The sequence below is a fragment of the Agromyces sp. NPDC004153 genome (assembly GCF_053603635.1).
Genome location: NZ_JBSGFY010000002.1, coordinates 90,738 through 109,009, shown reverse-complemented (window position 1 = coordinate 109,009; position 18,272 = coordinate 90,738). Strand labels below are relative to the sequence as shown.

Sequence of the window (18,272 nt, the reverse complement as noted above, 5' to 3'; positions counted from 1 at the left end):
GACGCCTCCGCACGACCGGTCCCTCGGGCATCACTTGAGGAAGTCGGGGATGTCGAGCTCGTCGTCGCCGTCGTCCTCGAACACGGGGTCCGAGACGATCTGGTCGGCCGCCGCGGTCGGCGCCTCGCCCCAATTGGCGGTCTCGACGAGCTCGTCGATGTCGATCTCGCCGATCACGTCGGCGGCCTCGCCGCCGAGCGACGACGCGCCGAGCGACGACCCGCCGACCGCCGCGCCCACCGCGGCGGGCACGAAGTTCGTCCGCCTGGCCTCGACCGGCTGCTTCGCGTTCGGCTCGCCGCCGTCGAAGCCGGCGGCGATGACGGTCACGCGCACCTCGTCGCCGAGCGTGTCGTCGATGACGGCGCCGAAGATGATGTTCGCCTCGGGGTGCACGGCCTCCTGGACGAGGCGCGCGGCGTCGTTGATCTCGAAGATGCCGAGGTTCGACCCGCCCTGGATCGAGAGGAGCACGCCGTGGGCGCCGTCGATCGATGCCTCGAGGAGTGGACTCGCGACGGCGAGCTCCGCGGCCTTGATCGCCCGGTCTGCGCCGCGCGACGATCCGATGCCCATGAGGGCGGAGCCGGCGCCCTGCATGACGGACTTCACGTCGGCGAAGTCGAGGTTGATGAGGCCGGGGGTGGTGATGAGGTCGGTGATGCCCTGAACACCGGCGAGGAGCACCTGGTCGGCCGTGGCGAACGCCTCGAGCATCGAGATCCCGCGGTCGCTGATCTCGAGCAGGCGGTCGTTCGGCACGACGATGAGGGTGTCGACCTCCTCCTTCAGCCGGGCGACGCCCTGCTCGGCCTGCGTCTGGCGGCGCTTGCCCTCGAAGCCGAACGGCTTCGTCACGACGCCGATGGTGAGGGCGCCGATCGACTTCGCGATGCGCGCGACCACGGGCGCGCCGCCCGTGCCGGTGCCACCGCCTTCGCCCGCGGTGACGAAGACCATGTCGGCGCCCGCGAGCGCCTCCTCGATCTCCTCCGCGTGGTCCTCGGCGGCGCGTCGTCCGACCTCGGGATCGGCGCCGGCGCCGAGGCCCCGGGTGAGGTCCCGGCCGACGTCGAGCTTGACGTCCGCGTCCGACATGAGCAGGGCCTGCGCGTCGGTGTTGATCGCGATGAACTCGACCCCGCGCAGGCCGAGCTCGATCATGCGGTTGACGGCGTTGACACCGCCGCCGCCGATGCCGACGACCTTGATGACGGCGAGGTAGTTCTGGTTAGACGACATGTCCGGCCCTCCGTGCGAACTCTGAACCTTGAACCTCTAGTCGAAGGTTAAAGTTTTGCTGAGTATGCAATTCCTGATTCGAAGGTAGGTGCCGCTCGCACGCCGCTCGGCAATGACGCCCCGCGTGTCGCGAACCGCGGGCGCAGGACGCCTCGATCGTCGCCGGCGCGACCCCGATCCGACCCGGTCAGGAGGTCACGGGGCTCGTCGGCGCCGAGACGTCGTACTGCGAGACGGTGTCGGGCGGGGCCGCGCGCATGAGCGTCGCGAGAACGTCGGCCTTGAACGAGGAGTCCTCGGCGCTCCCCCACACCACGCTCGCGCCGCCCTCGAGCTCGAGCCGCACGTCGTCCGCGGTGTCCGCCGTCGCGCGGACGAGCTGCGACCGCACGTCGTTCGGGAGGCTCCGCACCACGCCGGCAACGGCGCGGAAACCCTCGTCGGCGACGCCGCCCTCGACCTCGATGAGCGGCTGGCCGGGCGGCCGCTCGTCGGGGCGCTCGATCACGACGCCCGCACCGTCGACGAGTTCGAGGCCCGAGCCGGTGTCGATCACGCCGACGGGCGTGCGCTCGACGATGCGCACCACGAGCGTGCCGGGTGGGATGGTCTCGGTCGCGTACGTCTCGATCAGCGGGAAGCGCGCGAGGGCGGCGTGCACCTCTGCGCCCTCGATGAGCGGGAGCGGAGTGCCGAGCAGCGTCGCGAACGCGCCCTGCACCTCGTCGGCGGGGATGCGCTGCGCGCCTTCGACGCGCACCTCCCGGAGCGCCATGAGCGGCGAGTACGCGCCGACGCCGACGACGGCCACGACGGCGAGCACCGCGCCGACGCCGACCGCCCACGTGATCCGGCGGCGTCGTGAGCGCTTGGTGAAGCGGCGCACCTCCTGGCGTTCGTAGCGGCGGCGCTCCCGTGCCGCGGCGGCGAGGGCGCGCTTCGCGGCGCGGGGGGTGCGTGGCGCGTCGGCGACGCCCCCGGCGCCGTCGGCGAAGGCGGCGGTGCCGTCGACCGCCGGGTCGCGTGGGTCGGCGGGGTCGCGCGCACCGGCGGGGTCACGCAGGTCGGGCAGCACCTCGGTCGCGTTCGTCGCCGACGTCGGGGGCACCGCGCGCTCGGCACTCGTCACGCGTGGCGCGCCAGGGCCCGCAGCCGTCGTCGGCGCCCCGACGACGACCGCGATCGGCTCGGTCGACGTCCGGTCGGCGTCGGGTGCGACGGGCGCGCGGCCGGCCGGCGACACGACCGCCGACGCCGGAGCATCAGGGGGCGACGCACCCGGGCCCCGCACCGCCCCGCGGTCGCCCGCCCGCGGCGCGGGAGGCCGGTCGAAGCCCTGGGGGCGCTTCACGCGCGGCGCGTCCTCACTCGCGCTCCCGCTCGAGGGAGCCGAGCAGCTGCGGCACGATGCGGTAGACGTCGCCGCAGCCGAGCGTGATCACGAAGTCGCCGTCGTGCGCGATCTTCGCGGTGTGGTCGGCGGCCTCCTGCCAGTCGACGATGAACGCGACCTTCGACGGGTCGGCGAAGCGCTCGCTCACGAGCGCGCCGGTCACGCCGGGCACCGGGTCCTCGCGTGCGCCGTAGACGTCGAGCACGACGGTCTCGTCGGCGTACTGCTCGAGCACCTCGGCGAACTCCTTCGCGAAGGCCTGCGTGCGGCTGTAGGTGTGCGGCTGGTGCACTGCGATGATGCGGCCGTCGCCGACGACCGTGCGCGCCGCGGCGAGAGCGGCGGCGACCTCGGTCGGGTGGTGCGCGTAGTCATCGTAGACGCTCACGCCGCCGACCGTGCCGTGCAGCTCGAAGCGCCGGCCCGTGCCACCGAACGTCGCGATGCCCGCGAGCGCTGCGGCCGGGTCGTGGCCGAGGCCGACGAGCACGGCGAACGCGCCCGCCGCGTTGATCGCGTTGTGGTGTCCGGGGACGCGCAGGCGTGCGGTGTAGGTCGCCCCGGCGTAGTCGATCGCGAACGCCACGGGGCCGTCGGTCTCGACGGAGTGCACGCGCACCGTGGCATCCGCCGCCTCGCCGAACGTGACGACGTTGCCGTGCGAGAGCCGCTCGTGGACGCGCGTCGCCCCGGGGTCGTCGGAGGAGATGACCACGAGCTCGCGCGCGCGGTCGGCGAAGTCGACGAACGCCTGCTCGAAGGCGTCACGCGAGCCGTAGTGGTCGAGGTGGTCGGGGTCGACGTTCGTGATGAGCGCGATGGAGGTGTCGTAGAGCAGGAACGAGCCGTCGGACTCGTCGGCCTCGACCACGAACAGCTCGGCGTCGCCCGCCGCCGAGCTCACGCCGAGGTCGGCGATGACGCCGCCGTTCACGAAGCTGGGGTCCTCGCCGAGTTCGAGCAGGCCGGTGACGATCATGCCCGTCGAGGTGGTCTTGCCGTGCGCGCCCGCGACGGACACGAGCCGCCGGCCGGCGATGAGCGCCGCGAGCGCCTGCGACCGGTGCAGCACGGGCAGCCCGCGCTGCAGCGCGAGCTGGTACTCGGGATTGTCCTGCCAGAGGGCGCCCGTGACGACGACGGTGTCGACGTCCTCGGGAAGGTTCGCGGAGTCGTGCCCGATGGCGACGACGGCGCCGAGCTCGCGCAGCGCCGCGATGTTCGCGGAGTCGCGCACGTCGGACCCGGTGACCCGGTGCCCGTCGCCGAGCACGAGTCGGGCGATGCCGCTCATGCCCGAGCCGCCGATGCCGACGAAGTGCACGGCGCCGAGGTCGGCGGGGATCTGGGCGGTGAGGTCGGGCTTGATGGTCACGTGCGGCGGTTCTTCCTCGGGGCGATGGATGCGAAGCGATGCGTGCGGTGCGTTCGATGCGTGCCGGTCGGCGGGCGGCGGATGCCGCGGCATCCGCTCACTCCACGTTACGCGCTGCCGGCCGAGTCGCCGGCACCCCCGCCGAGCGCCGCGTCGACGAGCGCCACCATGCGGTCGGTGCCGTCGAGGTGGCCGACGGATGCCGCGGCGGCGGCCATGGCGTCGACGCGCGTCCGATCGCCGAGCAGGGGCACGAGCTCGGCCGCGACCCACTCGGACGTGAAGTCGGCGTCGTCGACGAGGATGCCGCCGCCCGCGCCGACGACATCGGCGGCGTTGAACCGCTGCTCGCCGTTGCCGACCGGGTACGGCACGTACACCGCCGGGATGCCGAGCGCGGCGAGCTCGCTCACGGTCGCGGCGCCCGCGCGCGAAACGGCGAAGCCGGCCAGGGCGAGGGCGAGGTCCATGCGGTCGGCGTACTCGACCATGCGGTAGCCGGGCAGGCCGGGGTCCTCGACGTCGGACGAGGCGCCCGTGATGTGCAGCACCTGCCATCCGGTGGCGACCAGCGCCGCCGCGCTCGCCACCATGGTGCGGTTGATGCGCCGCGCTCCGAGCGAACCGCCCGTGGCGAGCAGGACCGGGCGAGCCGGGTCGAGCCGGTAGAGCCGTGCGGCCTCCTCGCGGAGTCCGGCGCGGTCGAGCACCTCGATCTCGCGGCGGAGCGGCATGCCGACGACCTCGGCGTGCTTCAGTGGCGTGCCGCCGAACGCCACCCCGACGCCCGCGGCCCAGCGCGACCCGAGCCGGTTCGCGAGCCCGGGCTTCGCATTCGCCTCGTGGATCGCGACGGGCACGTGCGCGTTGCGCGCGGCGAGGTAGGCGGGCGTCGCGACGTAGCCGCCGAAGCCGACGACGACGTCGACGCCGCGCTCCTCGATGATCGACCGAACGTCGTCGATCGACCGGCGGAACCGCGACGGGAACGCGACGGCCGCGCGGTTCGGGCGACGCGGGAACGGGACCTTCGCGATCGTGAGCAGCTCGTAGCCGCGCTGGGGCACGAGCCGGGACTCGAGGCCCTCGGCGGTGCCGAGCACGAGCACCTCGTCGTCGGGGTTCCGCTCGCGGAGCCGGTCGGCGACGGCGAGCAGCGGGTTCACGTGGCCGGCGGTCCCTCCGCCGGCCAGCAGGTACGTGGTCATCGCGCCGGCCGTCCGGCCGATCGGGCCCCGGCGCGGGCCTGCGCACGAGCGGCGGCACGCACGGATGCCTCGGGGTCGCGCGCGACCGAGAGCACCACGCCGATCGCGAAGAGCGTCGTGAGCAGGGCGGTGCCGCCTGCCGAGACGAGTGGAAGGGGGACGCCGAGGACGGGGAAGACTCCGAGCACGACACCGATATTGACACAGGCCTGGCCGACCACCCACACGAGGACGGCCGCGGTGACCGCCTTGGCGAACGGAGTGCGGGCCGCACGCAGCACGCGTGCGAACGCGATCGCGAGCAGCACGAACAGGCCGATCACCACGACCGCGCCGATGAGCCCGAGCTCCTCGCCGATGATCGCGAAGATGAAGTCGTTGTCGGCCGCGGGCAGCCACGACCACTTCGCCGTCGAATTGCCGAGCCCGACGCCGAACACGCCGCCGTTCGCGAGCGCGAACCGGCCGTGCTGGATCTGCCAGCAGTCGTCGTTGTCGAACTGCGTGCAGTTCTCCTGCAGGAACGCGGTGATCCGACGCATCCGGCTGTCGCTCGACACGGCCACGATCACGAAGACCGTGGCGCCGAGGAGCACGACGGGCAGCAGGAGCCGCAGGCGCACGCCGATGAGGAAGAGCGCCCCGATGAGCATCGCGCCCATGATCATGACGGTGCCGAGGTCGCCGCCGATGAGCACGAGCCCGATCGCGGTGCCGCCGACGAGGAGGATCGGCAGGATGCCCCGGCCGAAGTCGTCGAGCAGCCCCTGCTTCTTCGTGACGATGAGGCCCAGCCAGATCACGAGCGCGACCTTGATGAGCTCGGACGGCTGGAACTGCACCCCGCCGATGGCGAGCCAGTTCGTGTTGCCGCCGACCGTGATGCCGAGCGGCGTCGCGACGACGAGCAGCTGCAGCGCGCACGACACGAGCAGCAGCGGCCAGGCGGCCACCATCCACGCGCGTTCGGGCATCCGGCTCGCGATGAGCATGATCGGCACGCCGAACAGCGCATACAGGCCCTGCCGCTGGGCCTGCACGAAGAACCCGCCGTCCTCGAGGTTCGACTCGACCGACGACGAGGACAGCACCATCACGAGGCCGAACACCACGAGGAAGATCGTCGTGCCGAGCAGCAGGAAGTAGTCCTTCGACTCGACCCGGAAGACGCGTCCGAGCCGGATGCGGGCGGCGGAGACGCCCGCGGCCTCAGCCTTCGGAGGTCGGGCCGTGCGGGGCGGAGTCGCCATCCGCCTCACCTCCCAGCCTCGCCCTGACCGCCTCGTGGAAGCGCCGGCCTCGGTCGGCGTAGTCGGCGAACTGATCCATGGACGCCGCAGCGGGAGCGAGGAGCACCGTGTCCCCGTCCTCCGCCACGGCGGCGGCCAGTGCGACCGCCTCGGGCATCACCGTCTCAGTGTCGTCGGTGACCACCTCGAAGAGGGGCAGCTCGGGCGCGTGTCGCCGGAACGCCGCGACGAGCGCGGCCCGGTCGACGCCGATCACGATCGCGGCGCGAAGGCGGCTCGCGTGCGCGGCGACGAGCGCGTCCGCGTCGACGCCCTTCAGCAGGCCGCCCACGATCCAGACGACGCGGCCGAACGCGCGCAGCGACGCCTCTGCCGCGTGCGGGTTGGTGGCCTTCGAGTCGTCGATCCAGCGGATGCCGCCGGCCACCGCGACCGTCTCGATGCGGTGCGCGTCGAGCCGGAACTCGCCGAGCGCGTCGTGGATGACGCCCACGGGCACGCCGTAGGAACGCGCCAGCGCGGACGCGGCGAGGATGTTCTGCACGACGTGCGGCGCCGAGAGCCCCCGCGGCTCGAGCTCGCCGACGGTGACGATCTCGAGCGCGGCGGTGCGCCGCTCATCGAGGAACGCGCGGTCGCAGAGGATGCCCTCGACGACGCCGAAGTCGCTCGGCCCCGGCACGTCGAGGCCGAACCCGATGGCGCGGGCTCCCTCCTCGACGTCGGCCTCCTCGACCATGTGCATGGTCGCCTCGTCGGCGCGGTTGTACACGCACGCGACCTTCGTGTTCTCGTAGACCATGGCCTTCGCCGCCCGGTACGCCTCGGCCGACCCATGCCAGTCGAGGTGGTCGTCGGCGATGTTGAGGCAGACGCTCGCCCACGGATGCAGCGCCCCGGGCCCGGTCTTCTGGAGATGGTGCAGCTGGTAGCTCGACAGCTCGACCACGAGCACGTCGAATCCGCCCGGGTCGCGGACGGCGTCGAGCACGGGAACGCCGATGTTGCCGCACGGCGCCGCGCGGAGGCCGTTGGCCGCGAGGAAGGTCGCGGTGAGCTGCACGGTCGTGGTCTTGCCGTTCGTGCCGGTCACGAGGATCCACTCGGCGGCGTTCACCTTGTCGCGCACGCGCCAGGCGAGCTCGATGTCGCCCCACACCGCGAGGCCGTTCGCCGACGCCCACTCGAGCACGGGGTGGTCGGGGTGGAAGCCGGGCGATGCGACGACGAGCTCGGGCGCGAACGCGACGAGCTCCTCGGGCACCGCGTCGAGCGGATGCCGCACCAGCCGCGCCCCGATGACCTCGAGGATCCGGGCGCGGTCGTCGTCGACGGCGGGCGCGAGCACCAGCACCTCGGCGCCGAGCTCGGTCAGCGTGTCCGCGACCGCGAACCCGGTGACGCCGAGCCCGAGTACGGCGACGCGCAGGCCCCGCCAGTCGGCGTTCCAGCTCGTGAGCGTCTCGAGCCGGGCGGCGACGCCCGCGGCATCCGAGTCGGTCAACTCTGCAGCCATTCGAAATAGAAGCTGCCGACGCCGGCCGCCACGAACAGGCCGGCGATGATCCAGAACCGCACGACGATCGTGACCTCGGCCCAGCCCTTGAGCTCGAAGTGATGGTGGATGGGACTCATGAGGAACACGCGCTTGCCGCCCGAGAGCTTGAAGTACGCGCGCTGCACGATGACCGAACCGGTCTCGATGACGAACAGGCCGCCGATGAGGAGCAGGAGCAGCTCGGTGTGGCTGACGATCGCGAGCGCCGCCAGGGCGCCGCCGAGCGCGAGCGAGCCGGTATCGCCCATGTAGATGTGCGCCGGGTTGGTGTTCCACCAGAGGAAGCCGATGAGGCCGCCGACGATCGCGGTGGCCACGATCGCGATGTCGAGCGGATCGCGCACCTCGTAGCAGCGGTACGCGTCGCTCGGGTTGAGGTTCTCGCTGAAGCACGACTGGTTGAACTGCCAGAAGCCGATGATGACGAACGAGCCGATGGCGAGGATCGACGCGCCGCCCGCCAGGCCGTCGAGGCCGTCGGTGACGTTCACGCCGTTCGACGCGGCGACCGTGAGGAGGCAGATCCAGATGACGTAGAGGATCACGCCGACGATCGTGCCGAACACCATGAAGTCGAGCGGCAGGTCGCGGATGAACGAGATGCTCGTGTTCGCCGGCGTGACCGCGTGCTCGTTCGGGAACTGCAGCGCGAGCAGCGCGAACGCCGTGGCCACCACGACCTGGCCGAGGATCTTCGCCCAGCCGCCCAGGCCGAGGCTCTGCTTCTTGCGCGTCTTCAGGAAGTCGTCGATGAACCCGACGATGCCGAGTCCGACCATCATGAACAGGATGAGCATCGCCGACGCGGTCGGCGGCTCGCCGCTCACGAGGAACGTCGCGCCGAAGTACCCGAACAGGCTGCCCAGGATGAAGATGATGCCGCCCATCGTGGGCGTGCCGCGCTTGACGTGGTGGCTCTTCGGCCCGTCGTCGCGGATGAACTGGCCCCACCCGATGCGCGTGAACAGCCGGATGAACAGCGGCGTGAGGAACAGCGTGAAGGCGAGCGACAACGCCCCGGCGGTCAGCAGTGCTCTCATGCGAACGAATCTCCCGTTCGGTCGCCGAGCTGGCGGATCATCAGTGCTGCCCCGCCGCTCATGCGAACCATTCTCCCAGTCGGTCGCCGAGGAGGCGGAGACCCGCCGCGTTCGACGATTTCACCAGCACGGTGTCGCCCGGCCGGGCGATCGAGGTCACGAGGTCGAACGCCTCGTCGGCGCTCTCGACGTAGGCGGACTCGCCGTCCCACGATCCCTCGTTGATGGCCGTGATGTGCAGGCGCCGCGCGCCCGCGCCCACCACGACGAGCTGCGAGATGCCGAGCCGCACGGCGAGCAGGCCGATGCGGTCGTGCTCCTCGCCCGAGAACTCGCCGAGCTCGCTCATCTCGCCGAGCACCGCGATGGTGCGCGTGCCCGGCTCCTGCACCTGCGCCAGCGTCTTGAGCGCGGCCGCCATCGAGTCGGGGCTCGCGTTGTAGGCGTCGTTGATGATCGTGACGTCGTCGCGGCCGCCCATGACCTCCATGCGCCAGCGCTCGGCCAGCGTGACCGACTCGAGCGCCTCGACGATCGCCGGCAGCGGCACGCCGAGCTCGAGCGCGGCGGCGGTGGCCGCGAGCGCGTTCATCACGTGGTGCTCGCCGAGCACGCCGAAGCGCACGCGAGCGGATGCCCCGCCGGGCGCCGTGACCGTGAACTCGGTGCCGCGCGCGTGCACGACGAGCTCGGTCGCCCGCACGTCGGCGCGCTCACCCAGCCCGAACCACACGACGCGCGCGGCGGTGACGCCGGCCATCGAGGCGACCCGGGGGTCGTCGGCGTTGAGCACCGCGACCTCGTCGGCCGTGAGCTCAGTCACCATCTCGGACTTCGCCCGCACGGTCTGCTCGATGCCGCCGAACTCACCGGCGTGCGCGAGGCCGACCTTCAGCACGATGCCGATGTCGGGGTGCGCCATCCGCACGAGCCGCGCGATCTCGCCGACGGCCGACGCGCCCATCTCGGCGACGAGGAACTCGGTGTCGTCGGTGAGCTCGAGCGCGGTGATCGGGCCGCCCACCTCGTTGTTGAACGACTTGCGCGAGGCGACGGTGTCGCCCTGCGCCGTGAGGATCTCGCGGAGCAGGTTCTTCGTCGTGGTCTTGCCGTTCGAGCCGGTGACGCCGACGATCCGCAGTCGTCCGCGCGCCCGCACCCGTCGCACGACCTCGGTCGCGAGCGCGCCGAGCGCGTCGACCGAGTCGGCCACGATGACCTGCGGCACCGGGAGCTCGAGGGCGCGCTCGACGACGAGCAGCGCCGCACCCTGCTCGACGGCGGCCGGCGCGAACCGGTGTCCGTCGTCGAACTCGCCGCGCTTGGCGAAGAACACGTCGCCGGCGCCGACCTCGCGGGAGTCGGTGGTCACGGCGCCGTCGACGACCGTGTCGGCCGTGGCATCCGTGCCCTCGAGGTGCAGCGTGCCGTCGACCGCCGAGGCGATCTCGGCCAGGGTCAGGGCGATCATGCGTCCCAGCCCGCCTCGCGCAGTGCCTGCTTCGCGTCGTCTCTGGCTGAGTACGGGATCTTCACGCCCTTCACCTCGTGGTAGTCCTCATGGCCCGGTCCGGCGTAGAGGATCGCGTCGCCCTCGCCGGCCAGTGCGACCGCGGCCCGGAAGGCCGCCCGCGGGTCGGCGATCTCGTGGATCTCGCGGTCGGGCACGGCCTCGCGGGCGCCGGCGATGAGCGTGGCGCGGATGGCGGCCGGATCCTCCCATCGCGGATGGAAGTCGGTGACGACCACCACGTCGGCGCCGCGCGCGGCGATGGCGCCCATCTCGGCGCGCTTCGTGGTGTCGCGGTCGCCGTCGGCGCCGAACACCATGATGACGCGGCCGGTCGTGAACCGGCGGATGGCGCCGAGCGTCTGCAGGAACGCGTCGGGGCTGTGCCCGTAGTCGATGTAGACGATCGGACCGCGCTCCCCCGAGATGCGCTCGGCGCGCCCGGGGATGTACGCGTCGATGCCGCCGTCGCGCTCGAGCACGTGCGCGACCTGCTCGAGGTCCCACCCGGCCTCGACGAGCATCACGATCGCGAGGGCGGCGTTCGCCGCCATGTACCAGCCGAGCAGCGGCACGCGGGTTTCGAGTCGCCGACCGCCCTGCCCCTCGAGCACGAACGACGTGTGCGTCGCGGTCTCCTCGAGCACCGTGAGGCGCCAGTCGGCGTCGACCTCGGGGTTCGTCGAGAGCGTCGTGACCGGGATGCGCGACTCGGCGACGAGGCGGCGACCCCACTCGGAGTCGATCGTGACGACGCCCCGGCGCGAGCGCTCGGGCTGGAATAGCTCGCGCTTCGCCTCGAAGTACAGGTCCATCGACGCGTAGTCGTCGAGGTGGTCGTGGCTGAGGTTCGTGAAGCCGACGACGTCGAACACGAGCCCGTCGACGCGGTGGCGCGACAGCGCCTGCGCGGAGACCTCGATGCCGACGGCGCGCACGTCGACCTCCTGCATGCGCGCGAGCAGGGCGTGCAGCTCGCTCGCCTCGGGGGTCGTCAGCGAGCTCGTGACCGCCTCGTCGCCGATGCGGCGCTCGGCCGTGGACGTGAGCCCGGCCACCACGCCGAGCTGGCGCAGGATGCCGTAGAGCAGGTACACGACGCTGGTCTTGCCGTTCGTGCCGGTCACGGCGAAGAGCGTGGCCGGGTTGTCGGCGGTGCGGTGGATCCACGCGGCCACCTCGCCGAGCGCGGCGCGGGCGTCGGGGGTGACGAGGATCGGCAGTCCCGACTCGACCGCGAGCTCGGCGCCCGCCGGGTCGGTGAGCACGGCGACGGCGCCGCCGTCGCGGGCGGCAGCGGCGAACGAGGCGCCGTGGGCGTTGCGGCCGGGCACCCCGACGTACAGGTCGCCGGGGCGGACGGCCGCGGAGTTGAGCACCACGCCGGTGACCTCGAGGTCGTCGATGTCGCCGCGCACGTCGAGGTCGAACGTCTCGGCGAGGCCGTGCAGCGATCGAGGGCTCGGATGCTGCGGCCGGAGGGCCGTTGGAGGCGATCCGGTCACGAACCCAACTTTCTCACCAGGTGGCTGGCAGCTCGGGCGCCGCGGCGCCGGATGGAACGGTCCGATACTTCTTCAGCACCTGGCTCATCACCTGTTGGAAGACGGGAGCGGATGCGGCGGACGAGTTCATCTTAACGGGATTCATGATGCTCACCGAAACGACGAACTGCGGATCGTCGGCCGGCGCGAACCCCGAGACCGACACGAGGTAGCCGCTCAGGTAGCCGCCGTTCCCGTCGGGGACCTGCGCCGTGCCGGTCTTCGCGGCGACCCGGTAGCCCGGGATCTCCCACTTGTCGGCGAGCCAGCCCTCGAGGTACACGCGCTCGAGGATCGCGCTCGTCTGCTGCGCCGCCGACGCCGAGATCACGGGCGTGCCCGACGACTGCTCCGGGGTCTCGTCGCCGCATCCGTCGACGAGCCGCACCGGCATCCGCACGCCGCCGTTGGCGATGGTCTGGTAGACGCTCGCGATCTGCACGGCCGTGGTCGTGAGCCCCTGCCCGAACATGGTCGCGTACTTGGTCTGGTTGTCCCAGCCCTCGGGCCCGCCGTGCAGGTCGCCGGGCTCCTCGCCGGGGAACCCGACCTCCGTGCGCTCCCCCAGGCCGAACGCGAGCATGTCGTCGTAGCGCTCCTGGTCGCTCAGCCGCTCGCCGAACTGCGACATGCCGGTGTTCGACGACTCGATGAGCACGCCCGTGAGCGTGAGTCGCTCGTCGCCGTGGAATCCGCTGTCGTTGACGTTCGCGCCGTTCGGCGGGAGGTAGCGGTAGGGCGCGATGATCTGGCTGACCGGGTCGGCCTTGCCGGCGTCGATGACGGATGCCGCGGTGAGCGCCTTGAACGTCGATCCGGGCTCGAACGGCGCGGTGAACGCACGAGAGCCGCGGTTCCCGGAGTCCGTGGCCGACGGCGCGTTCGGGTCGACCGTCGGGACGTCGGCGACGGCGAGCAGCCGGCCGGTCTTCGCCTCCATGACGGTCACCGTGGCCCAGTCGGCACCGACGGCCTGCACCTGCGCCTCCGCGATCCGCTGCACCATCCACTGCAGGTCGGAGTCGATGGTCAGCTTCAGCGTTCCGCCGTCGTGGGCCTGCTCGTCCACGACCTCGGTGCCCGGGATCTGCACCCAGTCCTCGAGGCTGTGCAGGTAGCTGTATTCCCCGTCCTGCCCGGCGAGGCACTCGTCCTCCGAGTACTCGAGGCCAGCCACGGCGTTGCCGTCGGGGTCGACGAAGCCGAGCAGGTTGCCTCCGACCGCGCCGTTCGGGTAATAGCGGCTCGGGTGCTCCCACGGCACGACCCAGGGGATGTCGAGCTCCTTCACGCGCTCGTACGTCTCGGTGTCGACGAGCTTGGCCACGTAGGCGAAGTCCGAGTTCGCGTTCTCGGCGAGCGAGTCGGCGATGACCTGCTGCACCTGCTCGCCGGTGAGGCCGATGACCGCCCCGAGCTCGGCAGCGGACTGCTCGAGCGGCACCTCGACCGGCACGGTCTTCGACGGATCCTGCGGATCGGGCTCCTCACGCGTGATGGGGCCGGCGTTCGCGTTCTTGGGCGACACCGCGATGTCGTACCGCATCACGGTGTCGGCCAGCACGATGCCGTTCCGGTCGACGATGTCGCCGCGCGAGCCGTACACCGTGACCGACGTCGAGCGCCGGCCCTCGGCCTCCTCGCTGAGCTCGGCCGCGCGCACGACCTGGAGGTCGACGAGCCGCACGACGAACACGCCGACGAGCGCGACCAGCACGACCGCGGCGAGGAGGATCCGGCGCATCGGGTGGCGGCTGGTGCCGTTCATTCGAGCCTTTCCTCGGGCGATCAGTGCGTGGCGGGCGTCGGGAGGCCTTCGGCGGGCGGCGGCGGGGCGTCGGCGGCGGTCGCCGGCGCCTCCCCCGAGGCTCCCCCGTTCGGAGTCTGCCCCTGCTGCTGCTCGGTCACGAGCGGCACGCCGTCGATGAGCGCATTGGGCACGAGCGGGGCGGATGCCGCGGCGCCGCCGGTCGCGGGCGTCGGCTGGCCGAGCACCGCACCGTCCGACAGCCGCAGGTACACCGGGTCGGCGTTGGGCACCATGCCGAGCGCCTCGGCGTTGCTCGCGAGGTACTGGGGCGACTCCACGCGGTCGAGGTCCTCGGTGAGCTTCTGCTGCTCGCGCGCGAGCTCCGCCTGCTGTACCTGGTAGGCGTCGATCTCGTAGGCGCCCTGTGCGACGGCGATCGAGAGCAGGAGCTGGGCGACGACGATGACCGCGACCCCGCCGAGCGCGATCACGGCGTAGGCGAGCCGCGGCTTCGCGCGGCGACCAGGTTCGGGCGCCGGGCGCAGGCGTCGCTCGGGCTTCGGGGTGGGGTTCCTCCGGGGTGCGGGGGCGGACTGGGCCGGCAGTGCGGTCACGACGGCCTCCTCACTCGTTCCGCGGCGCGCAGGCGCACCGGCTTCGCACGCGGGTTCTCCGCCTGCTCGGATTCGCTCGCCAGCTCCGCGCCCCGGACGAGGAGGCGGAACTGCGGCTTGTGCTCGGGCAGCTCCATGGGCAGCCCGGGAGGAGCCGAGGAGGTCGACGCCGCCTGGAGCACGCGCTTCACGATGCGGTCCTCGAGCGACTGGTACGCCAGCACGACGATCCGGCCGCCGACGGCGATCGAGTCGAGCGCCGCCGGCATCGCACGCTGGAGCACCGACAGCTCCTCGTTCACCTCGATGCGCAGCGCCTGGAAGACGCGCTTGGCCGGGTGGCCCTGCCGCTGCACGGCGACGGGCGTGGCATCCGTCAGGATCGCGACGAGCTGCCCCGAGCGGGTGATGGGCTCCTCGGCCCGCGCCCGGACGATCGCGCGGGCGTACCGCTGCGCGAGCCGCTCCTCGCCGTACTCCTGGAAGATCCGGCGCAGCTCCTGCTCGCTCGACTCGGCGATCACGTCGGCGGCAGTGCGGCCGCGTGTTGAGTCCATGCGCATGTCGAGCGGGGCATCCTTCGCGTAGGCGAACCCGCGCTCGGCGCGATCGAGCTGCAGCGACGAGACGCCGAGGTCGAAGAGCACGCCATGCACCTCGTCGAAGCCCTCCGACCGGATCGCCTCCGCGATGCCGTCGTAGACCGTGTGCACGAACCGGGCGCGGTCGCCGAACGCGGCGAGCCGCTCGCGTGCGATGCCGAGGGCGTCGGTGTCGCGGTCGAGGCCGATGACCGTGAGCTTCGGGAAGCGCTCGAGGAACGCGCGGCTGTGGCCGCCCATGCCGAGCGTGGCATCGACGAGCACCGCGCCCTCCTGCTGGATCGCGGGTGCGAGCAGCTCGACGGTGCGCTCGAGCATGACGGGGGTGTGGATGCGTTCGATGTCCATGATTCCTTCGGGACGGGTTCCCGGACTCCGATCCCCATCCGTTCGTCCTGATGCGGGGAAGTGCACCAGGCGCGCACGGCTGGGAGTCGCAATCCGGGACTAGAACAGCCCGGGGATCACCTCCTCCGCCGTCTCCGCGAAGGCCGCCTCCTGCTCGGCGAGGTATGTCTGCCATGCCTCGGCATCCCAGATCTCCACCCGGCTGCCGGCGCCGATGACCGCGAGGTCTCGGTCGAGCCCCGCATAGCTGCGGAGCGTGGCGGGGATGGTGACCCGATGCTGCTTGTCGGGGGTCTCCGCGGATGCCCCCGAGAGGAAGACGCGCATGTAGTCGCGCGCCTGCTTGCTCGTCACGGGGGCCTGGCGGATCTTGTCGCTCATCTGCTCGAACTCGCGTGCGCTGAACACGTAGATGCAGCGCTCCTGCCCGCGTGTGAGCACGAGGCCGGTCGAGAGCTCCTCCCGGAACTTCGCCGGAAGAATGACGCGACCCTTCTCATCGAGCTTCGGTTCGTAGGTCCCGAGGAACATCACGCCACCCCCTTTCCTCCGGCCAGGATCCAGGTGGCCCCACTTTACTCCACTCCCATCCACGGATCAACGACATTCGCTCGTTTCCGGGCTCGCTACGGTGTGAGATCCCTGTGAATCCAAGGGAATCGACCCGTGGAGCGGAGTGGAGGGATTTCGCTCCATCCAAGGCGAAATGGCGCCCCTCGGGAGGAATCGGGCCGTTCAGGACGGCGTTCAGGGGCCCGACAGGGCTGAGCGGGGCATCCTGACGTTGCTCAGGGCACGAAAAACGGGCCGATCCGAGGATCGACCCGTCGTGGTGGTGGGAAGTGGAGGGCGGCTAGTCGCGGCCGTCCTGCCGACGGTCCCAGCGGTCGTTCAGCCGGTCCATGAAACCGCCGCCCGAGCGCTTGCCCTTCGGCGAGCCCGCCGCGGGCTCGGCCGGAGCCGGCGCGGTCGCGCCGCGCTTGCCGGGGGTGATGGCCAGGAGCACGCCGCCGAACATGAGCGCGAAGCCGATGACGCCGACGATCAGCAGCTGGAGCGCGACGCCGGCGATGAGGGCGCCGATGCCCGCGACCGCGAGCAGGACGCCGAGCACGATCGAACGATAGTTGGGCCGACGACCCCGAACGCCACCCACCGCGTGCACGAAATCCGCGTCGTTGCGGTAGAGGTTGCGCTCCATCTCCTCGAGAAGACGTTGCTCCTGCTCTGAAAGCGGCATCTCATTCCCCTCAGGCTCGGGATCGACGCATCCGAGCTCATTCTAGCGCCGCGCCGCCTCGCTAGGCTAGGCGGGTGGCTCGTGGTTCCCGGCTGGTCGATCTGGTGCATGCGCGCATCGAGGACTTCCTCGCTGAACGCTCTTCCATTCTCCGCTCCATCAGCCCCGACCTCGACCCGCTCGACGCGTTCTCAAGGCGCTTTCTCAGCGGCGGCAAGCGCTTCCGGGCCCTGTTCTGCTACTGGGGCTGGGAGTCGGTCGCGGGGCGCGGGTTCGACCCGTTCGAGTCCGACGGCGGGCGCGACCACTACCCCGTCGTCTCCGCCGCCTCGGCGCTCGAGCTGTTCCACGCGGCGGCGCTCGTGCACGACGACATCATCGACAACTCCGACACCCGCCGCGGAGCGCCCTCTGCGCACCGCCTCTTCGAGTCGCTGCACGCCGACTCGGGGTGGGCAGGCGGTTCGGCCGAGTTCGGGCGCGCCTCCGCGATCCTCCTCGGCGACCTCCTCCTGGGCTGGAGCGACGAGCTGCTCGACGAGGGCCTCGACGCCGTGGCCGACCGCCGGGCGGCCCGCGTCGCCCGCGCCGAGTTCATGCGCATGCGCACGGAGGTGACGTCGGGGCAGTACCTCGACATCCTCGAGGAGCGTGCCTGGCTCGTGCAGCCCGAGGCCGAGCAACGCACCCGGGCCGAGCGCGTGATCGTCTACAAGTCGGCGAAGTACTCGATCGAGTCGCCCCTCGTCATCGGCGGTGCGCTGGCGGGGGCGTCCGCCGCGCAGCTCGCGGCGCTGCGCGGGTTCGGGCTGCCGCTCGGCATCGCCTACCAGCTGCGCGACGACCTGCTGGGCGTCTTCGGCGACCCCGAGGTCACCGGCAAGCCGAGCGGCGACGACCTGCGCGAGGGAAAGCGCACCATGCTCGTCGCGATCGCCCGGGAGCGGCTCTCGACCGGGCAGCGCCGGCTCCTCGACGAGCTCCTCGGCGACCCCGACCTCGGCGCCGACCAGGTGCGGATGCTGCAGCGCACGATCGCCGACTGCGGTGCCGTCGAGGAGGTCGAGGCGATGATCGCCGACAACCTGGCCCGCGCCACCGCGGTCCTCGAGGACGCTCCGCTCAGCCGCGACGCACGCGCCGAGCTCGGCTCGCTCGCGAAGGCCGTGACGCGCCGGGCGAGCTGAGGCGGCCGCCCCACCCGGTGCTTCGGCGGGCGAGGATCAGGCGAGGGCCTGCGCCACCCGGCGCACCTCGGACTTGCGGCCCGCGCGGAGCGCGGCGATGGGACTGGTGCCGAGGCTATCCTCCTCGCCGAGCAGCCACTCGAGCGCCTCGGCGTCGCTGAACCCGGCATCGGCGAGCACGACGGCCGTGCCGTGCAGCTCGGGCAGCGGCGCGTCGTCGCGCAGGAACGACGCGGGCACCTTCAACACGCCGTCGACGCGCATCGCGAGCAGGTGGCGGTCGTCGATGAGCTTGCGGATGCGGCTCGGGGTCAGCCCGAGCCGCTCGACGAGGTCGGGAACGGTCAGCCACTCGGTCTGGTCGTCGTCGGTCACGTCACCAGCCTGCCAGACGGATGCAGCGCATCGGAA

The 18,272-nt window shown here is 71.8% G+C and carries 16 protein-coding genes; 1 reads left to right on the top strand and 15 read right to left on the bottom strand.

The features are described 5' to 3' along the window. Nucleotides 1–30 precede the first annotated feature (30 nt). The 14 genes from ftsZ to ACWEOH_RS14445 form a co-directional block, all read right to left on the bottom strand. Nucleotides 31–1,242 carry a cell division protein FtsZ gene (ftsZ, locus tag ACWEOH_RS14510; RefSeq protein WP_452032165.1) on the bottom strand — a complete coding sequence of 404 codons (1,212 nt, stop codon included), beginning with the start codon at nt 1,240–1,242 and terminating at the stop codon, nt 31–33. Nucleotides 1,243–1,429: 187 nt separating this feature from the next. Next, nucleotides 1,430–2,593: an FtsQ-type POTRA domain-containing protein gene (locus tag ACWEOH_RS14505; protein WP_452032163.1), complete on the bottom strand. Its 1,164-nt coding sequence runs from the start codon at nt 2,591–2,593 to the stop codon at nt 1,430–1,432. Nucleotides 2,594–2,606: 13 nt separating this feature from the next. After that, a complete protein-coding gene (gene murC, locus ACWEOH_RS14500; RefSeq protein WP_452032162.1) occupies nt 2,607–4,010 on the bottom strand; it encodes a UDP-N-acetylmuramate--L-alanine ligase in 1,404 nt (467 codons plus the stop codon). Nucleotides 4,011–4,117: 107 nt separating this feature from the next. Next, entirely contained in the window at nt 4,118–5,218 is a 1,101-nt protein-coding gene (locus ACWEOH_RS14495) for a UDP-N-acetylglucosamine--N-acetylmuramyl-(pentapeptide) pyrophosphoryl-undecaprenol N-acetylglucosamine transferase (protein WP_452032160.1), read from the bottom strand. Beyond that, a complete protein-coding gene (ftsW, locus tag ACWEOH_RS14490) occupies nt 5,215–6,468 on the bottom strand; it encodes a putative lipid II flippase FtsW (RefSeq protein WP_452032158.1) in 1,254 nt (417 codons plus the stop codon). The genes ACWEOH_RS14495 and ftsW overlap by 4 nt, the downstream gene beginning before the upstream one ends. Further along, entirely contained in the window at nt 6,428–7,984 is a 1,557-nt protein-coding gene (murD, locus tag ACWEOH_RS14485) for a UDP-N-acetylmuramoyl-L-alanine--D-glutamate ligase (protein ID WP_452032156.1), read from the bottom strand. The genes ftsW and murD overlap by 41 nt, the downstream gene beginning before the upstream one ends. Next, nucleotides 7,969–9,066: a phospho-N-acetylmuramoyl-pentapeptide-transferase gene (gene mraY, locus ACWEOH_RS14480; protein ID WP_452032154.1), complete on the bottom strand. Its 1,098-nt coding sequence runs from the start codon at nt 9,064–9,066 to the stop codon at nt 7,969–7,971. The genes murD and mraY overlap by 16 nt, the downstream gene beginning before the upstream one ends. A 58-nt stretch (nt 9,067–9,124) precedes the next feature. Further along, nucleotides 9,125–10,537 (bottom strand): UDP-N-acetylmuramoyl-tripeptide--D-alanyl-D-alanine ligase, encoded by a 1,413-nt coding sequence (locus tag ACWEOH_RS14475; RefSeq protein ID WP_452032152.1) that lies wholly within the window; start codon nt 10,535–10,537, stop codon nt 9,125–9,127. Further along, on the bottom strand, nt 10,534–12,081 hold the full coding sequence (locus ACWEOH_RS14470; protein WP_452032150.1) for a Mur ligase family protein: 1,548 nt from the start codon (nt 12,079–12,081) through the stop codon (nt 10,534–10,536). The genes ACWEOH_RS14475 and ACWEOH_RS14470 overlap by 4 nt, the downstream gene beginning before the upstream one ends. A 13-nt stretch (nt 12,082–12,094) precedes the next feature. Beyond that, nucleotides 12,095–13,888 carry a peptidoglycan D,D-transpeptidase FtsI family protein gene (locus ACWEOH_RS14465; RefSeq protein ID WP_452032148.1) on the bottom strand — a complete coding sequence of 598 codons (1,794 nt, stop codon included), beginning with the start codon at nt 13,886–13,888 and terminating at the stop codon, nt 12,095–12,097. A 20-nt stretch (nt 13,889–13,908) separates the two neighbouring features. Beyond that, entirely contained in the window at nt 13,909–14,484 is a 576-nt protein-coding gene (locus ACWEOH_RS14460) for a hypothetical protein (protein WP_452032146.1), read from the bottom strand. Continuing rightward, nucleotides 14,481–15,434, bottom strand: coding sequence for a 16S rRNA (cytosine(1402)-N(4))-methyltransferase RsmH (gene rsmH, locus ACWEOH_RS14455; protein ID WP_452032144.1), 954 nt, complete (start codon nt 15,432–15,434; stop codon nt 14,481–14,483). Before rsmH ends, ACWEOH_RS14460 begins: the two co-directional genes overlap by 4 nt. A gap of 99 nt (nt 15,435–15,533) precedes the next feature. Beyond that, nucleotides 15,534–15,965, bottom strand: a complete 432-nt coding sequence (gene mraZ / locus ACWEOH_RS14450; protein ID WP_148735185.1) for a division/cell wall cluster transcriptional repressor MraZ — start codon at nt 15,963–15,965, stop codon at nt 15,534–15,536. Nucleotides 15,966–16,287: 322 nt separating this feature from the next. Continuing rightward, complete coding sequence (locus tag ACWEOH_RS14445) at nt 16,288–16,674, bottom strand: DUF3040 domain-containing protein (protein WP_452032142.1); 387 nt, start codon at nt 16,672–16,674, stop codon at nt 16,288–16,290. A 74-nt stretch (nt 16,675–16,748) separates the two neighbouring features. On the opposite strand from ACWEOH_RS14445, the gene ACWEOH_RS14440 reads away from it, so the two are divergent. After that, entirely contained in the window at nt 16,749–17,861 is a 1,113-nt protein-coding gene (locus ACWEOH_RS14440) for a polyprenyl synthetase family protein (RefSeq protein WP_452032140.1), read from the top strand. Between the two features lie 36 nt (nt 17,862–17,897). On the opposite strand, the gene ACWEOH_RS14435 is transcribed toward ACWEOH_RS14440, so the two are convergent. Next, nucleotides 17,898–18,236 (bottom strand): Rv2175c family DNA-binding protein, encoded by a 339-nt coding sequence (locus ACWEOH_RS14435; RefSeq protein WP_452032138.1) that lies wholly within the window; start codon nt 18,234–18,236, stop codon nt 17,898–17,900. Between the last annotated feature and the right edge of the window lie 36 nt (nt 18,237–18,272).